Here is a 13429-nt window from a genome sequence, read left to right on the forward strand (position 1 = left end):
CGTGACCAAGGACGGTACGCTGCGCGGTCCGAACCTGGAGCTCCTGCGCGAGGTCACCTCGCGCACCCCGAAGCCGGTCGTCGCGTCGGGCGGCATCTCGAACCTCGACGACATCGCCGCCCTGCGCGACCTCGTGCCGCTGGGCGTCGAGGGCGCCATCGTCGGCAAGGCCCTGTACGCGGGCGCCTTCACGCTGGCGGAGGCCCTGGATGTCGCCGGAGACTGACCCCCACGCCTGCGGGCCGGAGTCGCACAACCGGGCCGACTCGGCCGGGGTCCCCTGGGAGGGGCGCAGCTTCGAGTCGAATCCGCACGCCGCGGACGACGGCTCGGCGGACCCTGCTCTTCTCGCCGCCCTGCTCCGCTTCCGCGCGGGGGAGGGGAGTCAGACGGAGGTCGTCGACGCGTTCCGCTCCGCGCGGGTGCTCATCCCGCTGATCGCCGAGAAGGGTGAGGAGGGTGTGGCCCCCAGCGGCCTCGCGGTGGACAAGACGCAGGAGCTGTCGATCGTCACCGTCGCCGCACCGGACGGGCGCCGCGTCCAGCCGGTGTTCTCGTCGGTCGAGACGATGCAGCGCTGGGACCCGTCGGCGCGACCCATCCCTGTCGAGGCCGTCCGCGCCGCGCTGGCCGCATCGTCGGAGGACACCGACCTCATCGTGCTCGACCCGACCTCGGACACGGAGTTCGTGATCCGGCGACCCGCCGTCTGGGCCGTGGCGCAGGGGCACGCGTGGGAACCGAGCTTCCTCTCGCCGGAGGTGGTCACCGCGCTCCGGGAGAGCATCGCCCATGAACTCGCCGTGATCGACGTCGCGGTCGCGCCCGGTGACCCGGATGCGCGGCTGCGCGGGCCGGAGCTCATCGTGGTGCTGGAGCTCGTCGACGGCCTGGAGCGCGAGGTCCTGGATGCGGTGCTCGCGCGCCTCGCCCAGCGGTGGGCGGCGGATGACCGCATCGCCGTCCTCGCCGACTCGCTGACGGTCAAGCTCCGCCGCAGCGTCTGAGGGGGCGCCGACCGGATCAGGTGACGGGGCCGGTCCACTTCTCGCCGGGGCCCTTGCCGATCGGGTCCGGGATGGTCGAGGCCTCGCGGAAGGCGAGCTGCAGCGAACGGAGGCCGTCACGCAACGAGCGGGCGTGCATGTCGCTGATCTCGGGGGCGCCGGCGGTGATGAGTCCCGCCAGCGCGTTGATGAGCTTGCGCGCCTCGTCCAGGTCGAGCTGAGCCGCGGCCTCCGGGTCGTCCGCCAGGCCGAGCTTGACGGCGGCAGCACTCATGAGGTGCACGGCGGCGGTGGTGATCACCTCGACGGCCGGGACGTCGGCGATGTCGCGGACGGCCGAGGAGGCCGCTTCTTCCTGCCGAGCCCATCGCTCCTCGCGCTCGCGGGCCGCCTCGTCCGATGCCTGGTTCGTCACTTCGCCTTGCTTTCTGTTAGACTTTGGCGGGCTCCGGAGCGTCATGCTCCGGAACGAAAGAGGATTCACTTCCCACCCGCGCTTGCCGTTCCAGGCTACCGGGTCTTGCGCTCCGCCGGCTCCGCTCGTCACGAGGGGGCCGGTAGACAGGGTGCGGAGCCGGCGTCTGAGAGCCGGCGGGTGGGGGACGACTCCGATTTCGCCCGAGATGCAGACAGCATCACGGTGGCCGAATCACATCGTCTAAGGAGCTCCGCATCAGCGATCCCCGTACCAATGAGCGCATCCGCGTCCCCGAGGTCCGCCTCGTCGGCCCCGCGGGTGAGCAGATCGGCGTTGTCCGCATCGAGGCAGCGCTGCGTCTCGCACAGGAAGCCGATCTCGACCTCGTCGAGGTCGCCCCGAACTCGAAGCCGCCCGTCGTCAAGATCATGGACTACGGCAAGTTCAAGTACGAGGCCGCGCAGAAGGAAAAGGAAGCGCGTCGCAACCAGGCGAACACGATCCTCAAGGAAGTCCGCTTCCGTCTGAAGATCGAGGCGCACGACTACACGACGAAGCTCAAGCGCGCCGAGGGCTTCCTCAAGGCCGGTGACAAGGTCAAGGCCATGATCCTCTTCCGCGGTCGCGAGCAGTCGCGTCCCGAGCAGGGTGTGCGTCTGCTGCGCAAGTTCGCCGAGGACGTCGCCGAGTTCGGCACCGTCGAGTCGAACCCGACCATCGACGGCCGCAACATGGTCATGGTCGTCGCGCCGCACAAGAGCAAGTCCGAGGCGAAGCAGGAGCAGAACGCCGTGCGCGCCGCGAACAAGCAGGCCGCGCGCGATGCGAAGAACGACGCGGACGCTTCCGCGGACGCCCCGGCGGAGTAGATCCGCCCCCAGAACTCCCGCACCGCGGGTTGACACCGTCGCCTGAGAAGGCGCCATACGAAGGAAGAGAAGATGCCGAAGCAGAAGACCCACTCGGGTGCTAAGAAGCGCTTCAAGATCACCGGCAGCGGCAAGCTGAAGAAGCAGCAGGCCGGGATGCGCCACAACCTCGAGCACAAGTCGAGCCGTCGCACCCGCCGTCTGAACCAGGACCAGGTGCTCGCGAAGGCGGACTTCAAGGTCGCGAAGAAGCTTCTCGGTCGCTGACGCGCCGAACGCACGATAGGAACACAGGAAAATGGCAAGAGTCAAGCGGGCGGTCAACGCCCACAAGAAGCGTCGGGTCATCCTCGAGCGCGCCTCCGGCTACCGCGGTCAGCGTTCGCGCCTCTACCGGAAGGCCAAGGAGCAGGTCATCCACTCCCTGGTCTACTCGTACCGGGACCGTCGCAAGCGCAAGGGCGACTTCCGTCGTCTCTGGATCCAGCGCATCAACGCCGCTGCCCGCCAGAACGGCATGACGTACAACCGCTTCATCCAGGGCCTCAACCTCGCGGGTGTCACGGTCGACCGTCGTATGCTCGCCGACCTCGCGGTGAACGATGCCGCGACGTTCACGACGCTGGTCGAGACGGCGAAGAAGGCTCTGCCCTCCGACGTCAACGCGCCGAAGTCGGTCGCGTAAGCATCTCGCTTCCGAACGGGCGTCTTCCTCCGAGAAGGCGCCCGTTCCGCGTATCCGGGCGGTGGCGGGCTGACCGTAGACTGAGTCCGTGCTGGAGAACCCCCGTTCCCCCCGAGTCCGTGCCGTCGCCAAGCTGACCAAGCGCAGCGCGCGTACCGAGACCGGGCTGTTCCTGTTGGAAGGTCCGCAGTCCGTCCGTGAGGCGCTGACGTACCGTCCGGAGGCGATCATCGAGCTGTTCGCGACCCCCCACGGGTGGGAGAGGCACGCGGACATCCGTGCCGCGGCGGCGGAGGCGGACGTCGAGGTCGAGTACGTGAGCGAGGACGTGCTCAACGCGATGGCCGACACGGTGACGCCGCAGGGGCTGGTCGCCGTCGTCCGGCAGACGCCGACCTCCGTGCGCGACATCTTCGATGCCGCACCGCGTCTGGTCGCCATCTGCGAGGAGGTGCGCGACCCCGGCAACCTCGGCACCATCATCCGGGCCGCCGACGCCGCCGGCGCCGACGCCGTCGTGCTCACGGGCCGTACGGTCGATCCTTACAACCCCAAGGTCGTGCGGGCGACGACGGGCTCGCTCTTCCACCTTCCGGTCTCCGTGGGTGGGGACCTCGACGAGGTCGTGCGACGTGCGCACGATGCGGGCCTGCAGATCCTCGCGGCCGACGTGAAGGGGGATGACCTCCTCGCAGCCCGCGCCGACGGTGTGCTCGGCGAGCCGACCGCCTGGCTGTTCGGCAATGAGGCGCGCGGACTCGAGGACGAGGCGCTGACACGGGCCGACCGGGTCCTGCGGCTGCCGATCTTCGGACGCGCGGAGTCGCTCAACCTGGCCACCGCGGCGAGCGTGTGCCTGTACGAGAGCGCGTTCGCCCAACGCGCCGCCGCCACCGGCTGACCGGCGACGGACGGAACGCAGGATGCGGATTCTCATCGTCGAGGACGACGAGCGGGTGGCGGGGGCCTTGCAGGCCTTCCTCGCGCGCTCGGGCTATGCCACCGTGCACGCCGCCGACGGGGCGACCGCGCTGGAGCACCTCGACGCCGACACCGAGGTGGTGCTGCTGGACCTCGGGCTGCCGGACGTCGACGGGATCGACCTCTGCCGTCGTATCCGGGGGCGGTCCGACGTCCCGATCGTGATCGTCACCGCGCGCAACCAGGTCGCCGAGCGCATCAAGGGGCTGCGCGCCGGGGCCGATGACTTCGTGGTGAAGCCGTACGACGTGCACGAACTCCTGGCGCGGATCGAGGCGGTCACCCGGCGATCACGGCCGCTGCGCACGGAACCGGACACCCGGGTGCTGCTGCACGATGGGGCGGTGCAGATCGACCTCGTGGCGCGGGAGGTGCAGGTCGGCGGGGTGCCGCTCGCGCTCACCCGCAAGGAGTTCGACATCGTGGGTGTGCTCGCCCGATATCCGGGTGTGGCGGTGCCGAAGGAGCGCCTCATCCGCGAGGTCTGGAACACCGATTGGCGCGGCTTCGGCCACTCGCTCGAGGTGCACGTGGCGGCCATCCGGAAGAAGAGCGGGGACCGCGCGTTCATCGAGACGGTGCGCGGCGTCGGCTATCGGCTCGCGGGGTCCTGACGCGTGCGCCGCCGCCTGACCGTGGTCTTCCTCGTGCCGCTGATCGTCGTGCTCGTCGCGCTGGGCGGCGTGACCGGGTGGAGCGCGGCGCGCAGCGTCCAGCAGTCGTTCTACGCGGAGCAGCTCGGCGACCTCGGCTACTTCGCGACGAGCGCCAGGCAGGCGCTCCGCTCCGGGAGCCCGGCGGTGATGGACGCCGAGGTCCGCCGCTTCCAGGAGGTGTACGGGATCGAGGTGACCGTGTTCGATCTCACCGGCAGCCCGTGGGCGGCGGGGGATCACGGCGACACGGTCCTGTCGGAGGAGGACGCGCAGCGGGTACGGCTGGCGCTCTCCGGACGCCGCGCCGAACAGCCGACCTCCTCCGCATGGGTCGTGTCCGACGCGGCGCTCGTGGAGCCGGTGTTCGACGACGGCGACGTGATCGGCGCCGTGCTCGTGAGCGGAGGAACGGAGACGCCGCAGACCGTCATACTGCGCCAGACGCTCGTGCTCGGCGTGATCGTCGTGCTGCTGTGCGCGCTCGGCATCCTCCTGGTCGCCGGTCTGGCGCGCTGGGTGCTCTCCCCGGTGCGCCGCCTCGACGAGACGATGGCGGCGATCGAGCGCGGGGAGATGGACGCCCGGGTGGCCGAGGGCACCGGGCCGCCCGAGCTGCGGCGCATGACGCGGGTGTTCAACGGCATGGCCGATGAGATCGAGCGCGTCATGACGCGACAGCAGGAGTTCGCGCTGAACGCCTCGCACGAGCTGCGGAATCCGCTCAACGCGTTGCTGCTGCGCGTCGAGCACCTCGCGACGGGTCTGGGACGCGAGTGGGACCACGACGTCGAGGAGACGAGGGAGGAGGGCCGGCGGATGACCCGCATCCTGGAGACCCTCCTCGGACTCGCCCGCGGCGGTCGCACCGACTCCACGATGTCCGCGGTCGATCTGGCCGCTGTCGCAGCCCGCCGGGTGGAGGCCTGGCAGGAGGTGGCGGCGCAGCGGGCGATCGTGCTGCGTCGGACGGGGGAGCCGTCGGTCATGACGATCACCGACCGCACCATCGTGGAGAGCGCGCTCGACGCCGCGATCGACAACGCGGTGAAGTACTCGCCGGAGGGCTCGCCCATCGAGGTCGGCGCGCGGCGCGTGGACGGCGAATGCCACCTCACCGTGCGCGACCACGGCCCCGGACTGTCTCCGGAGGACGCCTCGTCGGCGGCGGACCGCTTCTGGCGGAGCGCGGACAGCGGCGACATGCCGGGGACCGGGCTCGGGCTCGCGATCGCGACCGACCTCCTCGCGACGGTCGGGGGCGAGCTGCGGGTGCGCGGCGCCGATGGCGGCGGGCTCCTCGTGGCCCTCGTCCTCCCCGCGGAGGCGGCGGCATGAGCGGGCGGGGACGGCGTGTCGTGGCCGGGATGCTCGCGCTCGTGACGGCCGTCGCGTTGAGCGCGTGCAGTCCGCGTTCCGAGGGATGGACGGACACCGTCGCCGTGATCGCCGCGGGAAGTCCCACCGGGGTCTACCACGACTACGGCAGTCGCCTGGCGGTCGAGCTGTCGCGCGAGCTGGACGTCGATCTCACGGCGGAGGAGACCGCCGGATCGGTCGACAACCTGCTGCGGGTGAGTGCGGGGGAGGCGCTCCTCGGCTTCGCGCAGGGCGATGCCGCAGCCGATGCCGTGGCCGGAACGGGAGCCTTCGCCGAGCCGCTGGACGTACAGGCGGTCGCCCGCCTGTACGACGAGTACCTGCAGATCGTCGTGCGCGACGACTCGGCTCTGGACGATCTCGCGGATCTCGCCGGGGGGACGATCTCCCTCGGGGCCGAGAACTCGGGGTGTGAACGTGATCGCGACCCGGGTGCTGCACGCCGCCGGCGTGGCCGCGGATACGATCGACGATCCGCAGCTCGACCTCGGCGGGTCCATCGCCGCCATGGAGCGCGGGGAGATCGACGGCTTCTTCTGGGTGGGCGGGCTGCCGACGCCCGGCATCGCGGACATCGCGGAGACCGTCGACGTCCGTCTGCTCCCGGTCGAGCAGGACTGGGTCAATGCGGTCAACGAGCGGTACTCCCATGCGTATCGGCCCGCCGACGTGCCCGCGGGCACCTACGGCCTCGACGCCTCCGTGATGACGTTGGCGGTGCCGAACTACCTCGTCACCGCCGGAAGCACCCCGCCCGGCGTCGTCCATGATCTCGTCGCGGGCCTGTTCGCGGCGCGCACCACGTTGGCCGCCGACGTCCCGGCGGCAGCGTTGCTGGACCGGCGGTCCGCGATCTTCACCGGGCCGGTGCCCCTGCACCCCGGTGCGGAGGAGTACTACCGCGGCCTGCGCCGGTGACGGGCGCCCCCTCAAGAAATCCTCAAGATCCCTGACAGGCGTCGGCGCGCTCTGCCAAGGTGAGGTCGATCGCACACGATCGGACACCTGCTGCCTGCTGTCGCTGGGAGCGTGCAGCAGGGCGATCCCGCGGCCCGAGGGGGCGGGCCGTGGGGCGCCCCTGCGAGGATGCATTGGCGCTGCGATCAGGTGATTACGAACGTGTAAACCTCACCGTGGTGCCTGGAACCGCGCGCATCGCGTGGCTAGTTTGGAGAAATGATGACCTCTGAAACCCCGCTCGTCGTCGTCGAGAACGTCCAGAAGCACTACGGCGAGTTCCAGGCGCTCAGCGACATCGACCTGACCGTCAACGCGGGGGAGGTCGTCGTCGTGATCGGCCCCTCCGGCTCGGGCAAGTCGACGCTCTGCCGCACGATCAACCGCCTGGAGACCATCACCAGCGGCTCCATCCGCATCGACGGCAAGGAGCTGCCCGCGGAGGGCAAGGCTCTCGCGCACCTGCGGGCCGACGTCGGCATGGTCTTCCAGTCCTTCAACCTCTTCGCGCACCTCACGATCCTCGAGAACGTGACGCTCGGCCCGATCAAGGTCCGTGGCCTGAAGAAGTCCGACGCCGAGGCCGAGGCGATGATGCTCCTCAAGCGGGTCGGCGTCGCGCAGCAGGCGAACAAGCTCCCTGCGCAGCTCTCCGGCGGCCAGCAGCAGCGCGTCGCGATCGCACGGGCCCTGGCCATGCAGCCGAAGGTCATGCTCTTCGACGAGCCCACGAGCGCGCTCGACCCCGAGATGATCAACGAGGTCCTCGACGTCATGGTCGAGCTCGCCCAGGAGGGCATGACCATGATCGTCGTCACCCACGAGATGGGCTTCGCCCGCAAGGCGGCCGACCGCGTCGTCTTCATGGCGGACGGCCGGATCGTCGAGGAGGCCACGCCCGAGGAGTTCTTCACGAACCCGAAGAGCGACCGCGCCAAGGACTTCCTCTCGAAGCTCCTCACGCACTGACTTCCCAGACCCAGCACCCACAGCACAGCACACGAAGGAGACGCACATGCGACGCACACGGACACTGGCCGGATTCGGGATCGCCACGGTGGCGCTGCTCGCGCTCACGGCCTGCAACAGCGGCACGCCGTCGAGCACCGGCACGTCGGGCAGCGACGAGGGCGACGCCTCGAGCAGCACGCCCTGGACCATCGAGGAGGATGTCACGATCGAGGGGAGCCCCACGTTCGACCGCATCTCCTCGTCGGGCACCGTCAAGGTGGGCGTCAAGGAGGACCAGCCCGGTCTCGGCTACCTCGACCCGGTGACGAACGAGCGCACCGGCTTCGACGTCGACATCGCCCGCTGGATGGCGGCATCCCTCGGTGTCGACCCGGAGAAGATCGAGTTCCAGGCGATCGCCTCCGCGAACCGCGAGCAGGCCATCGTCAACGGCGACATCGACTACTACGTCGGCACCTACTCGATCACGGACAAGCGCAAGGAGCAGATCGCCTTCGCTGGTCCCTACTTCGTCACCGGCCAGGGCCTCCTCGTCGCGGCCGACAGTGACATCGCGAGCGTCGACGACCTCGACTCCTCCACGACGGTCTGCTCGGCGACGGGTTCGACGCCGATCCAGAACATCAAGGAGAACTACCCCGAGGTGAAGACGAAGGAGTACGACACGTACTCCAAGTGCGTCGAGGACCTCAAGAACGGCCAGGTCGACGCCGTCACGACCGACGAGGCGATCCTCATCGGCTACGCGGCCCAGGACCCCGACAACCTCAAGGTCGTCGGCGAGCCGTTCAGCGAGGAGCGCTACGGCATCGGTGTGGCGAAGGGCGACGACGCGCTCGTCGAGTACTTCAACACCCAGCTCACCGACGGTGGTGACATCTGGCAGCAGATCTTCGACAACAACCTCGGCGCCTCCGGTGTGAAGGCCGAGCAGCCCGAGGTCGACCCGGTCGGTTGATCTCGCGGGGGCGGTCGGTCCGACCGGCCGCCCCCGTCCTCCTCGGCGTCGACCTGACGCGGAAACGAACCGAAAGGCACAGCAGTGGGAGTGATCTCGGACCACCTCGACCTCTGGGGTGAAGCGCTGTGGGGAACCATCGCGCTGTTCCTCGGCGGTGGCCTCATCGCCGTGGTGCTCGGACTCATCGTCGGAGCGGCCCGCGTGTCCCCGGTCCCGATCGCGCGCGGCGTCGGCGCCGTGTACGTGAACTGGATCCGGAACACCCCGCTCACGCTGGTGATGTTCTTCTTCGCGTTCTGCCTTCCGATCCTGCTCGGGGAGCGGGTCAACTCCCTGCTGCTCGCCACGATCGCGCTCGGCATCTACACCGCCACCTACGTCGCGGAGGCGATCCGCGCCGGCATCAACACGGTGCCGGTCGGACAGGCGGAGGCGGCACGGGCCATCGGCCTCAACTTCGGCCAGGTCATGCGCTTCGTCGTGCTGCCCAGGCCACGCGGTCCGTGGTCCCGCCGCTCATGAGCGTGCTCATCGCCCTCATGAAGAACACCACGGTGGCCGCCGGCTTCTCGGTGGTCAACCTCGGCACGATCCGAGCGGCACTCAGCGAGCGGGGCGAGAACGCCCTCGTCGTGCTGCTCTGGGTCATGGTCATCTTCGTCGTGCTCGTGCTGCTCCTGAGCTGGGTGCAGCGCGTACTCGAGAACAAGTGGAGGATCGCGCGATGAGTTCCGTCCTGTTCGACGTCCCCGGGCCTCGCGCCGTCGCCCGCAACCGGATTATCGGCGCCGTCACGATCCTCGTCGTCCTCGCCGTGCTCGGCTGGGTGGTCTGGCGCCTGTATGCCACCGGCCAGTTCTCCGCGGAGAAGTGGAACATCTTCACGTACTCGGCGGTCTGGGTGCGCTTCGGGGAGGGGCTGCTCAGCACGCTCTCCGCCTTCGCGGTCGCCGGTGTCGGTTCGATCGTGCTGGGCTTCGTCCTCGGCATCGGCCGCCTCTCCGAGCACGCCTGGGTGCGGGAACCGGTGCGGTGGATCATCGAGATCATGCGGGCGATCCCCGTCCTGATCCTCATGATGCTGCTGTACTACGGCCTCCCGGTGATCGGTATCCGGATGCCCCCGTACTACGCGGTCGTCATCGCGCTCATCGTCTACAACGGCTCCGTGCTGGCGGAGGTGCTCCGCGCCGGGATCGAGTCGCTGCCGCGCGGGCAGAAGGAAGCCGGCTACGCGATCGGCCTGCGCAAGACCGGGGTCATGTACTTCATCCTGATCCCGCAGGCCGTCCGGGCGATGATGCCCGTGATCATCGCGCAGCTCGTGGTGGCCCTGAAGGACACCGCGCTCGGCTTCATCATCACGTACCAGGAGCTGCTCTACGTCATCAACCAGATCGGCAACCAGGCGCCCTACGGGTCGCCGCTGATCCCCGCCGCGATCGTCGGCGGCTCGATGTACGTCGCGGTCTGTCTGGTGCTCTCCTACGTCGCCTACCGCCTGCAGCGCCGCGCCAAGCGCTCGGCCAAGGCCGGTCCCGTGGAGCCGGACCCCCGCCAGCACGACGGCGAGACGAACACGTCGCTCATCGTGATGCAGCGGGGTCTCGGTAAGCACGACAGCAACAACTCCGGCGGACTGGCGGTGTGAGCCACGACCGGCGCGGGACGCCCGTCCCGCGCCGGTAGACTCGACTCCCGTGTCAGAGTCTCCGGAAATCACACCCGAAGCGGTCGAAGCCGCTGTCGCCGACGCCCTCGCGGCGATCGAGGCGGCCGCCGACACCGCCGCGCTGAAAGCCGCCCGTGCGGCGCACGTCGCGGAGGGATCGCCGCTCGCGGTCCTGAACGCCTCGATGCGCCAGGTCGCCCCCGAGAACAAGGCCGCGTTCGGCAAGCTCGTCGGTCAGGGCCGCGGTCGTGTGAACCAGGCGCTCGCGGCGAAGGAGGCCGAGCTGGCCGCCGCCGAGGTCGCCGCGCGTCTGGAGGCCGAGCGCGTCGACATCACCGCCGTCCCGTCGCGGACGCGCGTGGGCGCCCGCCACCCGCTGGCCCTCCTGCAGGACCACGTCGAGGACATCTTCGTCGGCATGGGGTGGGAGATCGCGGAGGGGCCGGAGCTCGAGCACGAGTGGTTCAACTTCGACGCCCTGAACTTCGACGTCGATCACCCCGCCCGCCAGGAGCAGGACACCTTCTACGTCGACCCGACGTCGCGCCACCTCGTCATGCGTACGCACACGAGCCCCGTGCAGGTGCGATCCATGCTCGACCGCGAGGTCCCCATCTACGTGCTGTGCCCGGGCCGCGTGTACCGCACCGACGAGTTCGACGCCACGCACCTCCCGGTCTTCACGCAGTTCGAGGGCCTGGTCGTCGACAAGGGCATCACGATGGCGCACCTCAAGGGCACGCTCGACCACTTCGCGAAGCAGCTCTTCGGCCCGGAGGCCAAGACCCGCTTCCGCACGAACTACTTCCCCTTCACCGAGCCCTCCGCCGAGCTCGACCTGTGGCACCCGACCTTCAAGGGTGGCGCGCGCTGGATCGAGTGGGGCGGCTGCGGCATGGTCAACCCGAACGTGCTGCGCGCGGCCGGGATCGACCCGGAGGTGTACAGCGGCTTCGCGTTCGGCATGGGCATCGAGCGGGGCCTGATGTTCCGCAGCGATGTGCAGGACATGCGCGACATGGCCGAGGGTGATGTCCGTTTCAGCGAGCAGTTCGGGATGGTGGTGTGATGCGCGTCCCGCTTTCGTGGCTGCGTGAGTACGTCGATCTGGCAGCGGATGCCACGCCCGAGGACGTCCTCGCGGCACTGGTGACCGTCGGCTTCGAAGAGGAGGACGTGCACCGGTTCGACATCACGGGTCCCGTGGTGGTCGGCCAGGTCGTCTCCCTCGAGCCGGAACCCCAGTCGAACGGCAAGACGATCAACTGGTGCCAGGTGGACGTCGGCCCCGAGCACGGCGGCGTCCGTGGGATCGTCTGCGGCGCGCACAACTTCGTCGTCGGAGACAAGGTCGTCGTGACCCTGCCCGGCGCTGTCCTCCCCGGCCCGTTCCCCATCGCCGCCCGCAAGACCTACGGCCACGTGTCCGACGGCATGATCGCCTCGGCGCGCGAGCTGGGGCTCGGCGACGAGCACAACGGCATCGTCGTGCTGAGCGACCTCGGCATCGATGCGCCCGTGGGCACGGACGCGATCGCGCTGCTGGGCCTCGACGACGTCGCGGTGGAGATCAATGTCACGCCGGACCGCGGCTACGCGTTCTCGGTGCGCGGTGTCGCCCGTGAGTACTCCCACGCCACGGGGGCGGCGTTCCGCGACCCGGCCGAGCGTGACTTCGCCGAGCTGCAGCCCGGCTCCGGACACACCGCCGTGGTGGACGACCAGGCGCCGGTGCGGGGCAAGGTCGGCGCGAGCGAGTTCGTCACCCGGGTCGTGCGCGACGTCGATCCGTCGCGGCCGACTCCGCCGTGGATGATCGCGCGCCTCAGCCTCGCCGGCATGCGGTCGCTGGGTGTGCTCATCGACATCACGAACTACGTCATGCTCGAGCTCGGGCAGCCGCTGCACGGCTACGACCTGGACAAGCTCACGGGCGGCATCACCGTCCGGCGCGCGACGCCGGGGGAGAAGATGACCACGCTCGACGGCGTGGAGCGGAAGCTGCACGTCGAAGACCTCCTCATCACCGACGACTCCGGTCCCATCGGCCTCGCCGGCGTCATGGGCGGCGGCACCACCGAGATGAGCGACACCACGCGGAACGTCCTCATCGAGGCGGCGACCTTCGACGCGACGACCATCGCCCGCACGGCCCGTCGGCACAAGCTCCCGAGCGAGGCGTCCAAGCGCTTCGAGCGCGGCGTCGACCCGCTGATCCCCTTCGTCGCGGCCCGGCGTGCAGCCGACCTCATGGTCGAGCTCGCCGGCGGCACGCTCACGGAGGAGGGCGGAGCGCTCTTCGCCGAGGTCTTCGTCGCCGAGATCGAGCTCCCGCGCGGCTTCGTGCAGGGGCTGATCGGCGTCGACTACACCGACGACGAGATCACCGGCGCGCTGACGACGATCGGGGCCGAGGTCAGCCCTTCGACAGGCTCAGGGACCCAGGCCGAAGGCTCAGGGACCCAGGGTGACTCCGGGTGGACGGTCATCCCGCCGACCTGGCGCCCCGACCTCACCGACAAGTGGACACTCGCCGAGGAGGTCGCCCGCATCCACGGGCTCGACCGCATCCCCTCCGTGCTGCCGACGCCGCCGTCCGGCCGCGGTCTCACGGCACATCAGCAGGGGCGTCGCCGCGTGGTGAACGCTCTCGCCGCCGCAGGATTCGTCGAGACCCCGGCGTTCCCGTTCACGACCGAGGCGCAGAACGATCTGCACGGCTCCGCGTCCGGTGAGCACCTGCCCAGCATCCGCCTCGCGAACCCGCTCGACGGGCAGGTGCCGTTCCTGCGGCGCTCGCTCATCCCCGGTCTGCTGCAGACCGCGCACCGCAACATCTCGCGCGGGCTCACCGACCTCGCGCTGTTCGAGACG

15 protein-coding genes and 2 pseudogenes are annotated in these 13429 nt (G+C 69.7%); 16 read left to right on the plus strand and 1 reads right to left on the minus strand.

Annotated features, from left to right (window positions below):
* Both AB1285_RS24795 and AB1285_RS24800 read left to right on the plus strand, forming a co-directional pair.
* On the plus strand, nucleotides 1-226 hold a 226-nt coding region (locus tag AB1285_RS24795), incomplete at its 5' end, for a HisA/HisF-related TIM barrel protein (protein WP_429978095.1).
* On the plus strand, nucleotides 210-1007 hold the full coding sequence (locus AB1285_RS24800; RefSeq protein ID WP_292795600.1) for an SseB family protein: 798 nt from the start codon (nucleotides 210-212) through the stop codon (nucleotides 1005-1007). The genes AB1285_RS24795 and AB1285_RS24800, both read left to right, overlap by 17 nt.
* Nucleotides 1008-1023: 16 nt before the next feature.
* Here the strand turns inward: AB1285_RS24800 and AB1285_RS24805 are convergent, their stop codons facing one another.
* A complete protein-coding gene (locus AB1285_RS24805) occupies nucleotides 1024-1422 on the minus strand; it encodes a DUF1844 domain-containing protein (RefSeq protein ID WP_060922526.1) in 399 nt (132 codons plus the stop codon).
* 233 nt (nucleotides 1423-1655) lie between these two features.
* On the opposite strand from AB1285_RS24805, the gene infC reads away from it, so the two are divergent.
* The 14 genes and pseudogenes from infC to pheT all read left to right on the plus strand — a co-directional run.
* Nucleotides 1656-2294, plus strand: coding sequence for a translation initiation factor IF-3 (gene infC / locus AB1285_RS24810; protein ID WP_370428515.1), 639 nt, complete (start codon nucleotides 1656-1658; stop codon nucleotides 2292-2294).
* A 72-nt stretch (nucleotides 2295-2366) separates the two neighbouring features.
* A complete protein-coding gene (rpmI, locus tag AB1285_RS24815; protein WP_025105280.1) occupies nucleotides 2367-2561 on the plus strand; it encodes a 50S ribosomal protein L35 in 195 nt (64 codons plus the stop codon).
* A gap of 31 nt (nucleotides 2562-2592) precedes the next feature.
* Nucleotides 2593-2979 (plus strand): 50S ribosomal protein L20, encoded by a 387-nt coding sequence (gene rplT, locus AB1285_RS24820; RefSeq protein WP_187661881.1) that lies wholly within the window; start codon nucleotides 2593-2595, stop codon nucleotides 2977-2979.
* Between the two features lie 88 nt (nucleotides 2980-3067).
* A complete protein-coding gene (locus tag AB1285_RS24825; protein WP_259954182.1) occupies nucleotides 3068-3880 on the plus strand; it encodes a TrmH family RNA methyltransferase in 813 nt (270 codons plus the stop codon).
* Nucleotides 3881-3902: 22 nt separating this feature from the next.
* Nucleotides 3903-4574 carry a response regulator transcription factor gene (locus AB1285_RS24830; RefSeq protein WP_268776862.1) on the plus strand — a complete coding sequence of 224 codons (672 nt, stop codon included), beginning with the start codon at nucleotides 3903-3905 and terminating at the stop codon, nucleotides 4572-4574.
* Nucleotides 4575-4577: 3 nt separating this feature from the next.
* Nucleotides 4578-5951, plus strand: coding sequence for a sensor histidine kinase (locus AB1285_RS24835; RefSeq protein WP_268776863.1), 1374 nt, complete (start codon nucleotides 4578-4580; stop codon nucleotides 5949-5951).
* Between the two features lie 29 nt (nucleotides 5952-5980).
* Nucleotides 5981-6322, plus strand: a pseudogene (locus tag AB1285_RS24840) (TAXI family TRAP transporter solute-binding subunit); the annotation flags it as partial.
* An 82-nt stretch (nucleotides 6323-6404) separates the two neighbouring features.
* The gene (locus AB1285_RS24845; RefSeq protein ID WP_429978096.1) at nucleotides 6405-6911 is read left to right on the plus strand and encodes a TAXI family TRAP transporter solute-binding subunit; all 507 of its coding nucleotides are present in this window, start codon (nucleotides 6405-6407) and stop codon (nucleotides 6909-6911) included.
* Between the two features lie 261 nt (nucleotides 6912-7172).
* Nucleotides 7173-7919: an amino acid ABC transporter ATP-binding protein gene (locus AB1285_RS24850; RefSeq protein WP_060922536.1), complete on the plus strand. Its 747-nt coding sequence runs from the start codon at nucleotides 7173-7175 to the stop codon at nucleotides 7917-7919.
* Between the two features lie 46 nt (nucleotides 7920-7965).
* Nucleotides 7966-8880, plus strand: coding sequence for a glutamate ABC transporter substrate-binding protein (locus AB1285_RS24855; RefSeq protein ID WP_259954177.1), 915 nt, complete (start codon nucleotides 7966-7968; stop codon nucleotides 8878-8880).
* Nucleotides 8881-8964: 84 nt separating this feature from the next.
* Nucleotides 8965-9611, plus strand: a pseudogene (locus AB1285_RS24860) (amino acid ABC transporter permease).
* A complete protein-coding gene (locus tag AB1285_RS24865) occupies nucleotides 9608-10534 on the plus strand; it encodes an amino acid ABC transporter permease (protein WP_268776865.1) in 927 nt (308 codons plus the stop codon). The pseudogene AB1285_RS24860 and the gene AB1285_RS24865 overlap by 4 nt, the downstream one beginning before the upstream one ends.
* Nucleotides 10535-10583: 49 nt before the next feature.
* A complete protein-coding gene (pheS, locus tag AB1285_RS24870) occupies nucleotides 10584-11624 on the plus strand; it encodes a phenylalanine--tRNA ligase subunit alpha (protein WP_259955181.1) in 1041 nt (346 codons plus the stop codon).
* The coding region (gene pheT / locus AB1285_RS24875) for a phenylalanine--tRNA ligase subunit beta (protein ID WP_429978097.1) at nucleotides 11624-13429 on the plus strand (1806 nt) is incomplete at its 3' end. The genes pheS and pheT, both read left to right, overlap by 1 nt.

Source organism: Microbacterium sp. NRRL B-14842 (assembly GCF_050470785.1).